The sequence below is a fragment of the Paraburkholderia sp. FW306-2-2C-D06C genome, from assembly GCF_058781505.1.
The window spans coordinates 102,201-119,810 of sequence record NZ_JBYSWU010000012.1 but is presented as its reverse complement, the minus strand read 5'-3'; the positions used below and the strand labels follow the sequence as shown (position 1 = coordinate 119,810).

Annotated in this window: 16 protein-coding genes and 2 pseudogenes; 11 read left to right on the top strand and 7 right to left on the bottom strand. The window is 55.6% G+C overall.

The genetic code is table 11. The features are described from left to right. Nucleotides 1-4: 4 nt before the first annotated feature. From rarD to AC3WLT_RS11915, 3 genes are read right to left on the bottom strand one after another with little or no spacing between them, the layout of a single operon-like run. The gene (gene rarD, locus AC3WLT_RS11925) at nucleotides 5-982 is read right to left on the bottom strand and encodes an EamA family transporter RarD (RefSeq protein ID WP_492591999.1); all 978 of its coding nucleotides are present in this window, start codon (nucleotides 980-982) and stop codon (nucleotides 5-7) included. Then, nucleotides 951-1,886 (bottom strand): LysR family transcriptional regulator, encoded by a 936-nt coding sequence (locus AC3WLT_RS11920; RefSeq protein ID WP_154567064.1) that lies wholly within the window; start codon nucleotides 1,884-1,886, stop codon nucleotides 951-953. Before AC3WLT_RS11920 ends, rarD begins: the two co-directional genes overlap by 32 nt. Beyond that, the gene (locus tag AC3WLT_RS11915) at nucleotides 1,883-2,857 is read right to left on the bottom strand and encodes a quinone oxidoreductase family protein (protein WP_154567063.1); all 975 of its coding nucleotides are present in this window, start codon (nucleotides 2,855-2,857) and stop codon (nucleotides 1,883-1,885) included. Before AC3WLT_RS11915 ends, AC3WLT_RS11920 begins: the two co-directional genes overlap by 4 nt. Before the next feature lie 152 nt (nucleotides 2,858-3,009). On the opposite strand from AC3WLT_RS11915, the pseudogene AC3WLT_RS11910 reads away from it, so the two are divergent. Continuing rightward, a pseudogene (locus AC3WLT_RS11910) lies at nucleotides 3,010-3,348 on the top strand (MurR/RpiR family transcriptional regulator); the annotation flags it as partial. A gap of 54 nt (nucleotides 3,349-3,402) precedes the next feature. Here the strand turns inward: AC3WLT_RS11910 and AC3WLT_RS11905 are convergent. Then, the gene (locus AC3WLT_RS11905) at nucleotides 3,403-3,549 is read right to left on the bottom strand and encodes a hypothetical protein (RefSeq protein WP_166618359.1); all 147 of its coding nucleotides are present in this window, start codon (nucleotides 3,547-3,549) and stop codon (nucleotides 3,403-3,405) included. Nucleotides 3,550-3,577: 28 nt separating this feature from the next. Here AC3WLT_RS11905 and AC3WLT_RS11900 point away from each other — a divergent pair, with 28 nt between their 5' ends. The 3 genes from AC3WLT_RS11900 (at nucleotide 3,578) to AC3WLT_RS11890 (ending at nucleotide 4,772) form a co-directional block, all read left to right on the top strand. After that, nucleotides 3,578-4,027: a MurR/RpiR family transcriptional regulator gene (locus AC3WLT_RS11900; RefSeq protein WP_154567061.1), complete on the top strand. Its 450-nt coding sequence runs from the start codon at nucleotides 3,578-3,580 to the stop codon at nucleotides 4,025-4,027. Nucleotides 4,028-4,095: 68 nt separating this feature from the next. Beyond that, complete coding sequence (locus tag AC3WLT_RS11895) at nucleotides 4,096-4,572, top strand: twin-arginine translocation signal domain-containing protein (RefSeq protein ID WP_154567060.1); 477 nt, start codon at nucleotides 4,096-4,098, stop codon at nucleotides 4,570-4,572. Continuing rightward, a complete protein-coding gene (locus AC3WLT_RS11890; protein WP_199203101.1) occupies nucleotides 4,569-4,772 on the top strand; it encodes a hypothetical protein in 204 nt (67 codons plus the stop codon). Before AC3WLT_RS11895 ends, AC3WLT_RS11890 begins: the two co-directional genes overlap by 4 nt. A gap of 1,674 nt (nucleotides 4,773-6,446) precedes the next feature. Here AC3WLT_RS11890 and AC3WLT_RS11885 read toward each other — a convergent pair. Then, on the bottom strand, nucleotides 6,447-6,608 hold the full coding sequence (locus AC3WLT_RS11885; protein ID WP_199203100.1) for a hypothetical protein: 162 nt from the start codon (nucleotides 6,606-6,608) through the stop codon (nucleotides 6,447-6,449). An 838-nt stretch (nucleotides 6,609-7,446) separates the two neighbouring features. Between AC3WLT_RS11885 and AC3WLT_RS11880 the strand changes: the two genes are divergently transcribed. The 3 genes from AC3WLT_RS11880 to AC3WLT_RS11870 all read left to right on the top strand — a co-directional run bounded on the left by AC3WLT_RS11880 (nucleotide 7,447) and on the right by AC3WLT_RS11870 (nucleotide 9,614). Further along, a complete protein-coding gene (locus AC3WLT_RS11880; protein ID WP_154567059.1) occupies nucleotides 7,447-7,710 on the top strand; it encodes a type 2 periplasmic-binding domain-containing protein in 264 nt (87 codons plus the stop codon). Next, complete coding sequence (locus AC3WLT_RS11875; protein ID WP_154567058.1) at nucleotides 7,707-9,233, top strand: CoA-acylating methylmalonate-semialdehyde dehydrogenase; 1,527 nt, start codon at nucleotides 7,707-7,709, stop codon at nucleotides 9,231-9,233. Before AC3WLT_RS11880 ends, AC3WLT_RS11875 begins: the two co-directional genes overlap by 4 nt. A gap of 90 nt (nucleotides 9,234-9,323) precedes the next feature. Beyond that, a complete protein-coding gene (locus tag AC3WLT_RS11870; RefSeq protein ID WP_168435998.1) occupies nucleotides 9,324-9,614 on the top strand; it encodes a DUF1330 domain-containing protein in 291 nt (96 codons plus the stop codon). A 547-nt stretch (nucleotides 9,615-10,161) separates the two neighbouring features. On the opposite strand, the pseudogene AC3WLT_RS11865 reads toward AC3WLT_RS11870, so the two are convergent. After that, nucleotides 10,162-11,093, bottom strand: a pseudogene (locus AC3WLT_RS11865) (IS5 family transposase). Between the two features lie 805 nt (nucleotides 11,094-11,898). Between AC3WLT_RS11865 and AC3WLT_RS11860 the strand changes: the two are divergent. The 4 genes from AC3WLT_RS11860 to AC3WLT_RS11845 all read left to right on the top strand — a co-directional run bounded on the left by AC3WLT_RS11860 (nucleotide 11,899) and on the right by AC3WLT_RS11845 (nucleotide 16,418). After that, nucleotides 11,899-13,137 (top strand): metal-dependent hydrolase family protein, encoded by a 1,239-nt coding sequence (locus AC3WLT_RS11860; protein ID WP_492591994.1) that lies wholly within the window; start codon nucleotides 11,899-11,901, stop codon nucleotides 13,135-13,137. Between the two features lie 72 nt (nucleotides 13,138-13,209). Continuing rightward, complete coding sequence (locus AC3WLT_RS11855; protein WP_492591993.1) at nucleotides 13,210-14,424, top strand: porin; 1,215 nt, start codon at nucleotides 13,210-13,212, stop codon at nucleotides 14,422-14,424. 38 nt (nucleotides 14,425-14,462) lie between these two features. Beyond that, nucleotides 14,463-15,872 (top strand): MFS transporter, encoded by a 1,410-nt coding sequence (locus AC3WLT_RS11850; protein ID WP_154566705.1) that lies wholly within the window; start codon nucleotides 14,463-14,465, stop codon nucleotides 15,870-15,872. A 3-nt stretch (nucleotides 15,873-15,875) separates the two neighbouring features. Further along, a complete protein-coding gene (locus tag AC3WLT_RS11845) occupies nucleotides 15,876-16,418 on the top strand; it encodes a GAF domain-containing protein (RefSeq protein WP_154566706.1) in 543 nt (180 codons plus the stop codon). A 62-nt stretch (nucleotides 16,419-16,480) separates the two neighbouring features. Here AC3WLT_RS11845 and AC3WLT_RS11840 read toward each other — a convergent pair whose 3' ends face one another. Then, nucleotides 16,481-17,389, bottom strand: coding sequence for a LysR substrate-binding domain-containing protein (locus AC3WLT_RS11840; protein ID WP_168435983.1), 909 nt, complete (start codon nucleotides 17,387-17,389; stop codon nucleotides 16,481-16,483). Nucleotides 17,390-17,610 lie beyond the last annotated feature (221 nt).

Below are 17,610 nucleotides of genomic sequence, written 5' to 3'. Positions count from 1 at the left end.
AGGGCTAGGCTGGTGTGCCAAGGAACTGCCTACGCATATGTAACGCGCCGTCTACAACAAGTAGCCCGACAGCGGTCCAGATTGGAAGGTATGTCAGCATTTCGTCCGGCTTTATCCGCTCGCCGACTGCGAGCGCCACAAAAACGATCAGTACCGGCTCAAGGTATCCGAGAAGGCCAAACAGGCTGAAGGGTAGCTTGCGACTCGCGAGAATGTAGGACATGAACGCAGCCGCAGTAAGCATTCCCAGTAGCGGTACAAGGACGTAAAGACCGGGCGCGCGCTCGAAGGCTGCACCGACATTGGGATCCTTGAAGATGAAGTAAATCGCCACAGGAAACATGAGGAGCATGTCGAACCAGAGACCGCCGAGATTGTCGGTTCCCAGGTTCTTGCGCAGGGCAAAATAGACCGGGAAACCTGAAGCCACGAAAAGGGCGACCCACGAGAAGTGGCCGACAACGTAAAATTGATGCAGGACGCCTAGCGCGGCGCTTGCCGTAGCCATATTCTGCAGAAGCGAAAGCCTTTCACGGTAAAAGACCCGTCCCACAAGCAGGAGGGTCAAAGGGAGCATGAAATACCCCAACGACAGGTCGAGGCCGCGATCATTGATGGGAGCCCAGAGGAAAAGCCATTGTTGAGAGCCGAGGAGTGCGCTGCTTGCGCAGAGTCCTATTACGAGCTGGGGCTCTTTTCTGATTCGCGCGAACAGAGCCGTGACGTGCCGTGACTCTTTTCCTGCCACCATCAGAATCGTGAGGAACGGTAGCGTGAGAAGCATGCGCCAGGCAAAGATCTCTTTCCCATCAAGGGGAGCAAGAAGCGTTGCATAAAAGTAAAGGCCAGCAAAGAGGGTTGATGAAGCTAATGAAGAAGCGATACCGAAGTTAAGCAAAACAACACCGTACAAGTTTTGGGAGTACTGGATGAGCCGTTGGAAAACGCACTCAGGAAGCTGAATGGTTCCAGATCGGACCATTTTCAAATTTGGACACCAGCCAGTCCTTGAACGCTACTGTCTTGGCCGGTGAAAAACGTGCAGAGGGCCTTACAAGATAGACCGCTCCGGAGCCATCGAGCTGCCACTCTGGAAGAATCCGGACGAGCTTGCCGCTATTCAGGTCTCGGCTCATGAGCCACTCGCCCGCGCCGAGGATGCCGACTCCGTCGCGTGCCGCGGCCAGCAATGTTTCGCTATCGTTAGCGGTCAGCGCCCCTTTCGGCACGATTGTTTCATGCAGGTCTCCCTTGACCAGACGCCATTCCGGGAAGGTTGCGAGTCGCGTAAACCTCAGACAGCTGTGCCGGAGGAGGTCCTTGGGGGCGTCAGGCAAACCATGTCGTTCCACGTATTCGGGTGAAGCGCACAGAATACGATGGTGGTCACACAGTTTTCTCGCAATCAACCGGTTGTCACTGAGTTCACCGATTCGGATGGCGGCATCAAAACCCTCTGCGATGATGTCAACGAATCGCTCGCTGTAATCGGCAATGATGGAGACTTGGGAGTGCTTCTCAAGAAACTCAGGCAGCATCGGACCGATCCAGAGGCGTCCCATCGCGGCCGGAAGAGCGAGACGCAGGACGCCTCGAACTTCGGCAGCGCCGGACGAGGCCTCCTGTTCCGCCTCTATGATCGAGCCGATGGCGGACCTTAGGCGCTCGACAAGCTTCACGCCGGCATCCGTCATCCTGACATGCCGTGTAGAGCGCTCGATCAACCGCACACCCAGCCGTTTTTCCATTGCGGCAACCCGCTTCGAAACCACGGTTGGATGACGCTCAAGGTGCCGCCCGGCCGCGACGAAGGAACCTTCGGAAGCGACGGCAAGTAAGGCGGCAATCTCGTCTGTGTGCGTTGTATCGAGCGCTGTTTGATTCATGGTGTCAGAATGATCGCTCCTGCTGACTTACCGTTTTCAAGGTCCGAGTGCGCCGTTACTGCATCTGCCAGCGCGTAAGTACGCCAGATATGTGCCGAAATCGTACCTGCTGCCAGCGCGGACAGAACGTCCTTGGCGCGCTGCTGGTACTCGGCCGCGGTGCTCGTGTGGGCCACGATCGAAGGGCGCGTCAGGAAGAGTGAGCCTTTTGCATTCAACGTCGAGAGTTCCACAGGGCCAGGAGCGCCGCTCGACGCTCCAAACGACACGAGAAGACCGCGCGGTCGCAGACTGTTCAGTGACGCTTCAAAGGAGATCCGGCCAACCGGGTCGTAAACGACGTCGACTTTGCGGCCATCAGTTACCTTTGCCACCTCGTCAGCGAGCGTGGTGGGATTAAAAACAATCACGTGGTCGCAGCCTGCGTTCTTGGCGATCGGAACACTCGCGGGCTTCGATACGACGCCAATGACGGTTGCTCCCAGCGCTTTTGCCCACGGCGCCATAATCTGGCCTACGCCGCCGGCAACACCGTAAAGAAGTACGGTCGCTCCCTGTGCGACTTGAAACGTTGACTTCAGAAGATATTGTGCAGTAATACCCTTGAACAGAACTGCTGCTGCATCTTCGCAGGATACGTTGTCGGGAAGAGGCACGAGTCTTTCGGCAGGGAACAGACGTGCGCTTGCGTATGCGCCAATTGGACCTGTCGCATACGCGACCCGCTGCCCGACCTTGACGTTGTCGACGCCTTCGCCGACTGCGGCGACGCGACCCGCACCCTCAAGCCCCAGCCCGGAAGGCAGCGGGATTCGCACGGCTCCATTTCGCTGAGTGACATCAAGATAGTTCACGCCGATCGCTTCCTGCTCGAGCCAAACCTGACCTGCTGCCGGGTCGGTTTTTTCGCCGGTAATGACTTTCATCACATCTGGCGATCCTGCTTCGGTAATCCTGATTACGCTAATCATCGCGACTCGACTCCTGAGTGGACCAGTGGTTTTCCCTACGGAAACCATTCTGATAGCTGCATCAGATAAAAGCAATTATTGTAATTTGCATTTCAATGCTGCATCAGGCGCAGCAATATGAGCTATTTTCGTTGAAATGGTAAAAATTACCAATGAAGATCGGCCTCGCCACGCCAAAACTGCCAGCGTCTTTGGGGGAAACCCTAGATAGCAAAATGATATCGGTAGTGGGTACTACCAAAAACACCAACTCGGTAGCGAGAATTTTAATGGACCCAACTTCGACCTTCTCCGAGTACATCGAGGAAAGCTTCGCCAGACTTACTCCCGCCCAGCAACAGATGGCGCGATACATCCTTGATCACAAGGAGCAGGTTGCTTTCCGCACTGCCAAGCAACTGGCTGAGGACACCGGCCAGAGTGATGCGGCGGTCATCCGCTTTGCGCAGGCGATCGGATACGGCGGGTATATGGCGTTGCGGGAGTCGCTTCGCGAGAGCCTGCTTCAGCGGGTCGGAGAAAGCGGTATCCCCGAGCAAAGCGGACTAAAAAACGAGCAGGAGCTCAAATGCGCCGTCTTCGAGACTGACGCTGCTCTTGTTCAGCAGACCGCTCGACGCAATGCCGACGAGACTGTCTCGCATGTTGCGAACATGATCGTTGGCGCGCGGCGCGTCTACATTAGCGCACACGGGACTTCCTACTCCCTCGCCTTTTCCGATGCAGTTGAATCACTGCATCGGAAAAGGCGAGGTCTTCAACATGGGCAATGGCGACCTAGCCGACCGGCTTCGCGGCGTTGGCAAGGAGGATGTGTTCATCCGGATAGGGTATCTGCGCTACTTGCCGTACACGATAGATCTCATGAAGGCGGCCCGCGATGTGGGCGCGCAGACTGTAGCAATCACCGATCGCGCTTCGTCTCCGCTCGCCGAAATAGCCGACAAAACGCTCTTTGTAGCGCGCTCGGTCAGCTCGCCAGCCTGGTGGTCGCAAGCGGGCACGCTCACCTTGACTAACTGGCTCATTGCACTGGTGCTGGAGCGCGACGCAGCAAATGCAAATGCCCAACTGACGGCTTCCGACGAGCACCTCAAGCAGCTGGGTCATTGGCAGAGCGCTGGCAACGATAAGGACGAGTTTTCGTTGGCGAACCGGGCGAAGCCCTAAAACTGACCGGACAGCAGCATCCGACCATATCAATCAACCTGCAGGTTAAGTACTCCTATTGGACAATCATGAAGAAAACTGACCTAATTCGGAATGAAACAAGTTTCACCAGTCGTATTGATCGGCGCACGTTTCTTAAACAAACAGCAGCGGCCGGCGCGGCACTTGCGGCACGTCCGTTGTTTGCCAGGGATGCAGGCCAGGTGGTTGTGCGCGGACTGGGCGGAGCCTATCAGGACGCGATGGACGCGGCGGTCTACAAACCATTTACCGCTGCGACTGGCATCGAAGTGATCGTACAGCCTTTGACCGCCGGGCAGATCCTCGCGATGGTAGAGGCTGGTCGTGTGCAGGTAGATGTGGCGGATCTTGGTGATCTGCACCTGCTGACGCTCGAAAAAGCCGGCGCACTGGACCCGATCGACTACGACGGCATGAAGCTGACCAATCCGTCCGACCTCCGCGCATCGGTGCGAGGAAGGAACATGGTTGGCAATTTTTATTTCGCGACGGTTGCATCAGCGTCGCTGGCCTGTCCTGCATGATCACGGCGAGCCATCGGCTGAATCTGACACTCTTCGGGCTTCTGACGTATGTCGAGCCCGTGCTGCTTGTTCTGGTGTCGCTTGCTCTCGGCGAGCGGATCGCCCATAACCAGTGGCTCACATACATTTCGATCTGGGTTGCGATCGCGGTGCTGGTCGTCGAAGGCGTGTTGAACTTACGATACAGGCAGGCGCTATGATCACCTTTCCCCAGCCGGGCGATCATGCAGATAATGAGGCCAGTAGTCGATACGAGTAGCGCGTTGGCGTGTGGAAGCCGCCGGCGCGCGTTCGCAGTCGACAGACGGACGTGGCGGCTTAGAGCGTCGCGTAGCTACTAACGGGTCCCAATACGCAACCCCAGCAGCCTGGGATAGCAGCGGCACTTCGCTGAAGGATTCCAGCCTGAATTCCACGCTCTTCCGCTTCTTCGCAGCCGAGAATTCCCCACTGAACAAATCTGCCGCCGACGAAGCGGAACGGTTCAGGTCGCAACGATGGTACTCAAACGACCAGTGACTTTGTGGCGGGTCATCACGACTACCTCAGTCGCTTGAAAGCGAAGAAGACCTGGCGCCGTCGAGATGATCTTAGAAAGAGACTATTTACGTCACAGTCTGGTGCATCCGCTTACATCAAATAGGCTGAAGCGGTTCGCGAAAAAACATCCCGTGAAATAGTCGCGTCTCTGCTCTTCTATGGCGTCTGCGATTCCGAGTGATATGCAGCAAGGTCACTATGCGTTCGGTGAGGCATTCGCCAAAAACCCTTGATGCAGAACACTCGTGCACCCGGTGCAGCAATCAACTATTCCCCGACGGGCATTAAACAAGCAAACTGCAGAGAAGGGTGGCTGCAAAGCTCTACGACGACGGAAAGGCGGAGCGAACCACTGTCGCAGAGTTCGCGAGCCTGAAGCGGGCCACCGACTGCCGGGAAGGTTCTGCATACCAGCGTGCAGTGTAAAGCGCGATTTCCGGGTGATTGAAGGCGTCTTATAGCTTTGCGACGTTTGTAGCAACATTCAGCAGGTCTAGCGCCATTTGATTATGCCCATCTTGCGACGGGCGGAACCCCTACCTACTTCTCCCCGGATGCTTCTGCGTAACGAAAATGTTCTGCCTGATGTGTGCTTTGGCCCGTGGCAAACTTATGGAGAAATCTGCTGCGGACAAAACGCACACCCCCCAACTGGACCTTATGGTTGCCTTGGTCTGATCATGATCGCGAGAGCAGGCGCCGCAGATGTGGCTCCGCATCATCTGGATCATGATGTTCTTTATATAGGAGCATCGCGCTACGTCGATAGATGCGGGTACTCCCTACGCGTGCCGTTGCAGTCTTACAGGAAGCGCGGTGAGAATCACGACATCGATCAATTGCGCATATCTGTCTGGTTGTCAGAATGGACTTCATTCGGGAGAAGAGTTCAACCCTCCGACTGGGCGACGCTGCAGTTATGCGAAAGTCTGGTTATCTTTGAGTATGTAAAGCGATTCGGACGCTATCCGATGCTGAACTAGTCACTCCACGGTGAAGAGGACCATAATAGGCGGCCGCCGCGGCGCATGTACCGCAGCGCGAGCCACCGGTGTTGCAGTTGGGATCTCATGGGTTGCGGGTTACTCCGTGGTAGGTCGAGACACCGGAGACAAGCATGCCGTATTCGGAGATTGTCTTGCGGGCAACGAAGACTGCCCGCCGGCCTCGTGGATGCATGTGATCGGCGGGCAGTCTTCTGTGTCGGTGGAAGGTTTGACGCATGTGAGGCCAATCGGCGATTTGTGTCCGGCAATCTCCAGGTTGTTCTAATCGTGATGGGTATCCCGTCTAGCTCGCCGCATGGCGTGTTCTGAGCCCATCTGCGCTCGGAGTCACGAGCCATCTCCGCATCCCAGGTCAAAGGTGGCGTTGACTATCGGTTTCCACGCCACCATCTGCTCCAGTACTGCTTGCGTGACCTCAACAGGGGAGACTTCCCGGTCTTTATAGAGGCGCCTGAGGGTGGTTGCAGAAAGCGCGTGAAGTGAGGTCATGTCGATCCTGGGCTTGTTGAGCAATATGCGTCCGAGTTGAAGGCGACGCCAGCTCGGGCCACAAATTTTGAAAATGACACGGCGTCGATCTTGAATTTGCTAGCCGATCAGTCGGTAAAGAGACCTCATCCCGCACGATAGTCAACGCGAGCTAGCAACATCCCATGTTCAGATTCTGAGGAGAAATCGCCAGGCAAAAATTCCTAAAAAGCCTCACGTTCCCGACTCATGCATTCGATGCAGGAATGTTGTGCATGGAACGCTTTCATACTCCAACCGATCCGGAAGATACTATTAATTCCATGCTCGCAGTGTGATTTCAACGTAGCTGTGACGCGATAGTCTGCGTAAAAATACAGATCTCCGACGAACGCTTGCGTTTTTACTGCATTGGAATATGTACTCGGTGCAGTTTCCCACGCGCGCGAAGAATTGGAGGCCAAGGTACCTGAGAGTGAGTCGCCTGACCCAAGGCGCGACGTGTTGATGCTGGTCTCAGTATCGGCGAATGGTTGGTTCTTCCAAACGGGATAGTCCTTTTTCCTGAAAAGGAAGCTCATGCCGCGTGCGAGGAACTTGGAAGACGGGAGGAGCAGATATGACAGGGACGATAGTGCACGATGTCGATACGCGTCGGCGCGCATTGACCTTTGGACTCGCGTGGTTGGCGTCGCCAGCAATCTGAATCAAGAATGAAAAGCCACTGCGGGACAGATCATCCTCAATTCTCCAGGCGCTTATGAGGCGAATGCGCGCGAACACATCTGGCAGCCTTTTGAGGCCGAGACTGGAATTCGGGTGCAGCCCATCCCCGTCACCACCGAAAAAAATTCATGCGATGGTGAAATCAGGACGGCCAGAACTCGATGTTATTGTCAACGTCACAGGCGTGCTGCTGAATTTCGCGCGCATGGGTTTTGGATACAGCAAGAAATCCTTTGGCAATAAGAAGGTTCCTCAGAACTGGCACCAGTTCTGGGACATTAAGGCATTCCCGGGTCCGCGATCGTTGAGCAGTATGGCGCCCGGGGGAGCGCCACTGGAAGTGGCACTCATTGCAGAGGGCGTACCCTTTGAGAACTTTAGAAGAGGTGAATTATGAATGCATCCCGCGATACATCGCGTGAGTCCGCTCCGTCGGTGAAGCTGCTGATTAACGGTAGCTTCGTCGATTCTGGAACGCAGCACTGGCGCGACGTCGTGAATCCGGCCACGCAGGAAGTCCTCGCCCGGGTGCCTTTTGCGACCGAAGGCGAAGTGCGTTCAGCGATCGAGGCAGCGCATAGCGCGTTTGCAAAATGGAAGAGCACTCCGGTCGGCGTGCGCATGCGGATCATGCTCAAGCTTCAGGCGCTGATTCGGGAGAACCTGAAGGGCATCGCGCTCACGCTCAGCCAGGAACAGGGCAAAACTCTCGCAGACGCCGAAGGTGACGTGTTCCGCGGGCTGGAAGTCGTCGAGCACGCAGCGTCGATCGGTACGTTGCAACTGGGCGAGTTCGGCGAGAATGTTGCGAGGGGCGTTGATACCTATACGCTGCGCCAGCCGATCGGTGTTTGCGTCGGAATCACGCCATTCAATTTCCCGGCCATGATTCCGCTTTGGATGTTTCCGATGGCCATTGCATGTGGGAACACTTTCGTTCTCAAGCCATCGGAACAGGATCCGCTTTCCACGATGCGACTAGTGGAACTTGCCATCGAGGCCGGCGTGCCGGCGGGCGTTCTGAACGTAGTACACGGCGGGAAAGAAGTGGTGGATGCCTTGTGTACACATCAGGATGTAAAGGCTATCTCTTTTGTCGGCTCAACGGCCGTCGGTACCCATGTGTACAGGCTCGGCAGCGAGCATGGAAAACGTGTGCAGTCCATGATGGGTGCCAAGAATCACGCAGTTGTGTTGCCGGACGCCAATCGCGAGCAGACACTGAACGCGTTAGTCGGCGCCGGGTTTGGTGCAGCAGGTCAACGCTGCATGGCGACTTCCGTCGTCGTGTTGGTTGGAGAATCGGGTCAGTGGCTGCCGGACCTTGTTGAGAAAGCCAAAACTCTCAAAGTGAACGCTGGTACAGAGCCGGATACAGATATTGGCCCAGTCGTATCCCGGTCTGCGAAAGATCGCGTTCTGAGCCTCATCGAGATGGGGGCGCGGGAAGGTGCAACGTTGTTGCTGGACGGACGGGGGGTGCAGGTAAAAGGATTTGAAAGCGGCAATTTTATCGGACCAACGATTTTCTCTGATGTCACGACCGAGATGGGCATCTACAAAGAGGAAATCTTCGGTCCGGTTCTCCTCGTTTTGCAGGTCGACTCGCTTGCGAAGGCAATTGCCCTAGTAAATCGCAATCCGTTCGGTAACGGCGTGGGGATTTTCACTCAAAGCGGCGCGGCCGCTCGCAAATTCCAGAGCGAGATCGATGTTGGACAGGTCGGCATCAACGTTCCAATTCCGGTTCCTGTTCCGCTCTTTAGTTTCACGGGTTCCCGTGGTTCAAAATTGGGCGAATTGGGGCCGTACGGCAAACAAGTAGTGCAGTTCTACACGCAGACGAAGACCGTTACTGCTCGTTGGTTTGACGACGAGACCACAGTGAAAGGCGTCAATACCACGATCAGCCTGACTTGACAAGTGTCCATGTGGATCCAGCGCGTGCGTTTGCCTCCTGGGGCGTAGGGCAATCGGGCCCGCGGTAACAACGAAAACTGGAGTGCTCAAGTGCCAAAAGGATATTGGATATGCTCGTATCGTGAGATACGGGATGCCCAGAAGCTCGCTGCATATGCAAAACTCGCGGCGGAGGCGGTCGCAGCCGGCGGAGGACGTTTTCTCGCCCGAGCTGTTGCCTCAAAAGTCTACGATGCGGGGCAAATGGGACGAACCACGGTCGTAGAATTCGCGAGCCTACAGCAGGCTCTCAACTGCCGCGAAGGTGCCCCGTATCAACGTGCTGTCGCAACGCTCGGCGATGCCGTCGAACGTGATTTCCGGATCGTTGAAGGCGTCTGATCGCTTTGCGAACCTTGTAGCCTAAAGCAAAGGACCGCTGGTGGTTCAATGGCTCAATGCTTGGATCGGGCAGCTGCCTTTCTGGTGACAGTCCTCTCGCGCGACGAGATGCTGGCCTGGGCTGGCGGCTCCCTTCCTGTTTGGCCTGATTTTTGTCGATTATTGGAGCCTTCATCCGTTGCTTGATTGACGAGACACTCGCATTCGAATATTTGACCAGAGAAGGGAGGGCGAATGCTCGGAAATCTGGTCGAAAGTATGGTGGGCTTGCGATTGGTTACACCTTCTTCTGGGCGGTTACGTATTACATTCTGCTGGTTCGGATGCCGAGTCGTTTCAGGTGGTTCCAGAAAGAAATTGAAGTGAGCTCGTGTCGACTCAGATTCTCAGATTTGCATTAAGGAAGGTCTGCACAAGCTGTTTCGTGCACGTCGCGCGGTTTGCTGCCCGCGTTGTAGTGTCGGCGAAGATGCTGGGACCTTGATCACAGTTTTATTCGAACCATGGCGACACGCGTTTGAGACTCATGGCGTCTGTGGAGCGTGTCTTAGGCTTTGCGCAGTGCCTTGCGCGTCATCCACAGATTACCCAGCGCAAACAGCGTCGTGATCTGGGCAGTGTTTTTCATCAGGCCACGGCATCGTGTCTTCGTATAGCCAAACTGGCGCTTGATGATCCGGAATGGATGCTCCACCTTGGCGCGGGCACGGGCCTTCAGGCGTTCGATCTGATCGTATATCGCCTCCAGACGGCCAATCAGGCCCAGTTTTCTGCGTTTGCCGGGTCCCATTGCGGCATGCCCGCGCACCGAACCGCCCGCGCATCGCTTCTGAATACCCTGATATCCGGCATCAGCCTACACATCCGCCTCTTCGCCGTGTAGCAACGCTTCGGCCATATTGATGTCCTGAGCGTTGGCAGCTGTACCGACGACCGTGTGAACCAGTCCAGATTCCGCGTCCACGCCAATATGCGCTTTCATCCCGAAGTACCACTGATTTCCCTTCTTCGTCTGGTGCATTTCCGGGTCCCGCGTACCTGTGGCGTTCTTCGTCGAGTTGGGTGCAGAAATCAACGTGGCGTCGACTACCGACCCGGCCTTGAGCATCAGACCTTTGCCGCTCAGGATCTCATTGACCAGCGCAAGCATCTGTACAGCCAGGCCGTGAGCTTCGAGCAGGTGACGAAACCGCAGGATCGTGTTCTCGTCGGCAATCGCGTCGTGCCGTCGTCAAGCCCCGCAAAGTCGCGATACAGCTGTACGTCATAGAGCGCTTCTTCGATCGCAGGGTCCGACAGACCAAACCACTGCTGCATGAAGTGAATCTGCAGCATCGTGGCAATCGGAAAGGGCGGCCGTCCCGTTTTACCCTTCGGATAGTGCGGCTCAATCAGGGCAATCAGCTGCGACCACGGCACCACGCGCCTTATCTCTTCGAGAACTTCCCGCTTGCGTGCGGATGAACAAAAAGAAGTTATTGCACCATCTGCTCTAGGCTGCTTCGTGCGGTGGGGGGGCGAGCGACCGTCGATGACGCTACACTCCTAGTTGTGCCTAAAAATCCGATTCTGGATATTTTCATTTGACCATCGAGTCAAGTGCGAAGGTTGATTGCCCGGCGCGGTCAAGAACACCTTGCGAAGAAATGGACCGGCCTGTACCAACACCATACGCGATGACCGATTCATTCGCATCAGGCAATTCGGCAGTGGATGCCTTGTGGGGAAGCGATGAGCAAGGGATGTAGGTGCACGCTGCAGGTTGCCTGTACATTGCATCCGTACATGTCCTCGTGGACGCGCTAGCGCGGTGGAAAACTATCCAAGTTGAAAATTCAGGGACCGGGACGTGGCTACAAGCCAGGTCAGCATCTTGGGACCCGCCGGGACGACGAAATGCGATGGAGCGCACGGCTTCGCCAAAAATGTCCATTTGGGTAGCTAGGTCCGTCAATGGCGCCCCCTTCGCTTCTTCGTCATCTTCTTTCCACGTCAGCCTTATCGAGCGTAACCAGCACTCGACTGGACCTTCATCGAGACGCCTGGTCGACGTGCAATGCAAGGCGATATGGAATCCTATCAATAATTAAGACATGAATTGTGATTGACGCGCCGCAGGTGCAGATCGGTCGAGGTCACTACCCAATGCTTTTGGGGAATGGGGTCATGAGAAAGAATCACTTCGCATGGAATTTTTTAATTTTTACCATGGACTCAATCTAAGCCATCGGTCCGTGCACTTCTGGTGACGGCGCCGATGCGAGCACTACGTATCTATCGGAGGATGAATTTGGAACAGTTGATAGTAAGAAATGGCCGCGTTCTTGACCTCGTCAAAGGAAAGTTATCAGAGCCGCTCAACATCCGCGTCGAAGGGCACCGGATTACCGAGATTTCGAATCGACCAGTGGACGAAAAGGTATCCAAGGTCATAGAGGCGAGCGGGATGACGGTCATGCCGGGCCTGATCGACTGCCACGTGCACGTTGTGGCTTCGCACATGAATCTTGGAATAAACGCCCGCCAGCCAAATGTGCTCGCAACAATCCGGGCGCTGCCGATTCTTGAAGGAATGCTTAGACGCGGCTTCACGAGTGTTCGCGATGCTGGGGGAGCCGACTGGAGTTTGATGCAGGCAATCGACAGTGGACTGATCCGGGGACCGAAAATTTACCCGTCTGGCCGCGCACTTTCGCAAACGGGCGGCCATGGTGACTTCCGCAAACGCGGAGAGACATTCGAAGCCTGCTCCTGCTCGTATCACGGAGGTGCGATTGCACGAATTGTTGACGGCGTCGACGCAGTCAGACTTGCCGTTCGCGAGGAAATTCAGAATGGTGCGACGCAGATCAAGATCATGGCGTCCGGCGGAGTTGCGTCACCCACAGACCCTATCGGCAATACCCAGTATTCGGAAGAAGAAATAACAGCGATCGTGCGCGAGGCCGAAGCGGCGCAGACATACGTCATGGCGCACGCCTACACACCTCGCGCAATCAGCCGAGCAGTGCGGTGTGGAGTAAGGACGATTGAGCACGGGAACCTGGTTGACAAAGACACCGCAGAGTTGATGGCGGAGCACGGCGCGTTCGTTGTGCCGACGCTAATTACCTACGAAGCGACCGCCGAAATGGGGGCACGTTACGGAATGGATCCTGAGTCGCTGCTGAAGGTCGGTGTCGTCCGTGAAGCGGGGCGTCGTTCACTGGAGCTTTATGCTGCAGCGGGGGTCAAGATGGGATTCGGATCGGACCTTCTTGGAGAGATGCATCACATGCAACTGCGAGAACTGGAGATCAGGGCGTCCCTGCTTGGCAATCTGGAGGCATTGCGATCCGCCACGAATGTTGCGGCACGCATCGTAGCCCAAAACGAGAAGCTCGGCGTGGTCGATGTGGGCGGCGTCGCTGATCTCATCGTAGTGGAGGGTAATCCGCTCGATAACATTCGTGTACTTTCAGACGGCGAGAGAAACATTAAGCACGTGATTCAGCAGGGCCGGCAGGTGGAAGGCCTTCACTAGTCGGATTCGGCGGGGGCCTTAGCTCTGCAAACCAGGGGAAGGCCGCGGGTGCAATGGGGTGTCCAAGACTTGATGGAAGTAACGATCGTGGATGCTGAGAAAAAACGACTGCGTTTCTTTGCTTTAACCAATTCGGAATCCATAATGAAAAATCGTATTGGAATAAGTGTTGCGGTTGCGGGGATGATTGCACATCCGGCGTTTGCTCAATCGCAGGTTACGTTGTACGGTGTCGCTGATGACGGATTCTCGTTTACCAACAATCAGGCTGGCGGACACGCCTACCAGATGGTGAACGGCGCTCTTGGTAGCAGCAAGTTCGGATTTCTCGTCAAGGAGGACATTGGTAATGGCTACAAGGTGATCTCTGTCCTCGAGAACGGATTCGACATCAACAGTGGGAAGCTTAACAACGGCGGCCGACTGTTCGGGCGCCAGGCGTATGTGGGCGTAGACGGACCCTACGGTCAGGTGAGGCTGGGACGACAGTACGACCTTGTGCTCGACTCTCTGATCCCGCTCGCGAGTGGCGCGAAATTCGGTGGCATTCTTGCCACCAGGGCAGGCGATGTCGACAACGCCTGGGGTGACTATTCGTTCAGCAACTCAATCAAGTATCTGTCGCCCTCGCTTGGCGGCGTTCGGCTAGGGGCGCTCGTAAGCTTGGGGGGTGTATCGGGTGACTTCGGAAATGGACTGAAGTATTCATTCAACGCCGGATATACCGGAGGGCCCGTAACTATCAATGCTGTCTTTTCCCGCGTAAATAACCCGGCCACCTCAATTTACGACGCGACAGCCGGCCCAACAGAGAACGGCACGTTTGCTAATCCTATAACGAATCCAATCTACAGCGGCTACGTGTCGGCTAGGCGTTATCAGACGATAGGCGCCGGCGGGAACCTGGCGCTAGGCGACGCCACCTTGGGCGTTGTCTATACCAACGTTCAGTTCATTGACGTGGTACGGACCAGCAGTACGCCGTTTTCCGGGACCGCTCATTTCAACACGACCGAAGTAAATGCGACGTACCGGATAACACCGGCGCTACTTGTCGGAAGCTCATACAGCTTTACGTTTGCGGGCGACGCGGATTACGGTCAATTGAACGCAGGCGCGCAATATTCCCTCTCCAAACGGACGAGCCTTTATCTGGTGTCTGCATGGCAACACGCGATCGGCATCAACTCGTTAGGCAAGCGGGCCGTCGCGGCGTTGACTTTTGTTTCACCATCGAGCAACCAGAATCAGGTTGCGGTGAGGCTGGGTATTCGACAGACCTTCTAAAAACTACGCAATCTGATTGGCTATTCATTGAGGACATCATGTCTACCGTTGCCGCGCGTTTGGAACGCCTACCGTTCAGCAGATTCCACCTGAAGTTACTGGTCATGGGTGGCCTTGGATTTACGTTTGAGGCCGCCGATGCCGGTCTTATCGCATTTGTTTTACCGGTCATCCGCGCGAAGTGGCATTTAACAAGCTTCGAAACGGGCATGATCGGCAGCAGCACCTACATTGGATTCCTTTTTGGTGCGCTCTTTGCGGGCATGTTGGGCGACAGATTCGGACGTCGAGTTGTCATGTCGTGGGCCCTCTTGATCTTTTGCGCGATGACACTCTGCAATGCGTTCGTCAACGATTGGCACACGTTCTTCGTGTTCCGTATGCTGGCAGGCGTCGGGATGGGGGCGGAAGGTGCCATCATCGCGCCCTTTTTGTCGGAGTTTGTAAGTCGCCGTTACCGCGGAACGTTTACCGGCGCACTGGCCGGCTTCTTCTCGTTTGGTTTTGTTTTGTCGGCAGTAGTCGGGTACTTCTTGATTCCGAGCTCTCCGGACGGATGGCGCTACGCATTGATTCTCGCGGCCTCACCTGTTTTGATGCTTCTGTGGTGGAGAAAGTCTTTACTCGAGTCCCCACGCTGGTTGGAGTGCCGCGGTCGCGAGAGCGAAGCCAACAGCATTGTGGAGAAAATTGAGATCGAGATCGAACGCTCCGGGCGTACGTTGCCGCCGATCGACTACTCAGCGGTCGCCATGCAACGACCCGCTGCGCCGCTCGGATTCGTCGCCGTGCTGAAGGCTCTTTGGACTAGGCCATTGGCGTACACGACAGCAATGATCTGGATCTTTTGGCTGGCAATCACCTTTTGCGCCTACGCTTTTCTCACCTGGATACCGGGTTTGCTGGTGCAGAGCGGCTTGACAATGTCCAAGAGCTTTTCCTACACCATAGCGATCTACCTGGCCCAAATCCCGGGCTACTATTGCGGCGCCTTTACGAATGAGAAGCTGGGACGGAAACGCTCCATTGTGACGTTCATGGTGTTGGCGTGTCTCTCGGCAATATGGCTGTCGACAGCGAAGGACGCTCACACTATGCTCTTTGCGTCCATGGCGTTGTCGTTTGCAATGAACGGTGTGGTAGCCGGTCAGTATGCTTACACTCCGGAGGTTTTCCCCACCGAAGTCCGCGCTACCGGGATGGGCGCTGCCTCGTCATTTGGCCGGATAGGTGCCATCGCCTCCCCAATGCTGGTGGGCTATATTTTCCCGATTTTGGGCTTTGCAGGTGTGTTCGGGATGACGACCGCCGTGTTAGCAATCGGAGGGCTGGTCGTCCTCATCTTTGGAAAGGAAACGAAGGGATTGAGCCTTGAGACAATTGCGGTTGAGGAGTTGTCAGTTAACAGTGGCGTTCCGGGCAACGAGGCACTACGAAAGGTCGATTGAGTTATGCATACCGCTATTCAACATCGCGTGATTGGTGCGTTCTCGCAGCAGCTTCAAAATGAATTGTTCGAGCCCGGTCTTATCTGGCCAGCGTTGGATGAGGCGATGAAACAGGCTCTCGGGCATATCATTTTCAGCGTGCTCGCTTATGACCAGGATGGGCAACGCATGGTGCGCCTTTATAGCAATCATCCAGATCGGATTCCTGTGGGCGGCATAAAAAGCGTGACCGACAGCGAATGGACTCGGCGAGTTCTGATGGAAGGTACGCTGTTCGTGAACTCTAACGAAGGCGATATAAGACGCGTATTCCCGGATCACGAACGTATCCTGTCATTCAGATGCGCGAGTGCCTTGAACATACCAGTCAAGCTGAGGGGCGTCGTTGTGGGTTCGATCAACCTCCTCGACCGGCAGGAATTCTATGACTATATAGATCCTGACGTTGCATGGACCTTCGCTCAGTTGATAGCGCCGGTGTTGGCCGAGGCGGTGCGGAGCCTTCCACCGGGCACGGCCGAAGCGGGAAGTGTCGAGCGCGTTTAAAGAGCGTTGAAGCGCGAGAGAGCCGCGGCGGTGAGCCCTCTCGTTCGGTGACCGTCTCAGGCTCAACGTTCTTGTGTTTGTCCCGCAGCATCGAGAACCCAGTCCGTGAACATGCGGGTCGCTCGATTCTGTCGTCTTTCTTTCGGTGAGACCAAATGATAGGCCCCGCCGAATGAATACGACTCATGTGTCGCCCGCACCAATAATCCTTGGCTGATGAGCCCGTCGCTTATGTGACGCCACGCCAGAAGCACGCCAGCTCCATAAATTGCCATCTGCACCAGGTGTGTGTACTGGTTGCTGGTCACCGAGTCCGAGGTGTGGTCGAGCTTCACATTGAATGCACTCAGCCAGTCCGACCAGGACATCCATTGCCGCTGAATATCTTCGTGAATCAGAAGGCAGCAGTTCGTCAGTTCGCTTGGTGCGACGATTCTTCCGCCAAGATAGGCCGGCGAGCAGATAGGAAATACTTCTTCTTCGAATAGTGGGCGAGCGTTGAACGCGAGGGGTGTGTCCCGTCGCGCATAATAAATACCGACATCGAACTCGGCGGCGGTTAGCGTGTTGAGCCCGTCCTTCACAATCATCCGTATTCGAATATCAGGATGAGCTTGTTTGAAGCTGTTAAGGCGAGGCGTCAACCATAGCAAAGCAACTCCCGAGGAGCATGCGATAGTGATTTCGCTCTCGCCCGAGTATTTCATCACGTCTGACGTTGCGTCTGAAACGCCATTGAGCAGCCCGGTGACTTGGCGTGCGTACTGCTCGCCGGCCATGGTCGCCTTGACGGTTCCCTTTTCGCGTGTAAACAGACTTCGCCCGAGAAATGCCTCGAGTTGCGAAATCTGACGACTCACTGCGCTTTGGGTGATGTTGAGCTCAGCGGCAGCCTTTGTGAAGCTTCCCAACCGCATGGCGGACTCAAATGCGACAAGGCTGTGAAGCGGGGGAAGTGGAGAGATTTTCACTATGCCAACCTTTTGCTTACAGGTGCTGGCTGCCATGCGCGTCCGCAGCCTCTCATGGCAACGCCAAAGGATCAGCGTATCAGATAATATTCAATACATTTAGTATACGAAAAACATGGCCCGTACTCTGATCATAGTCTTGTTCCACGCGGTGAGCTGCTTCGCTATAGCGAACGTCGCGGTGCTCCGTCTCATCTTAGCGTCCTCGCATCTGTACCTTC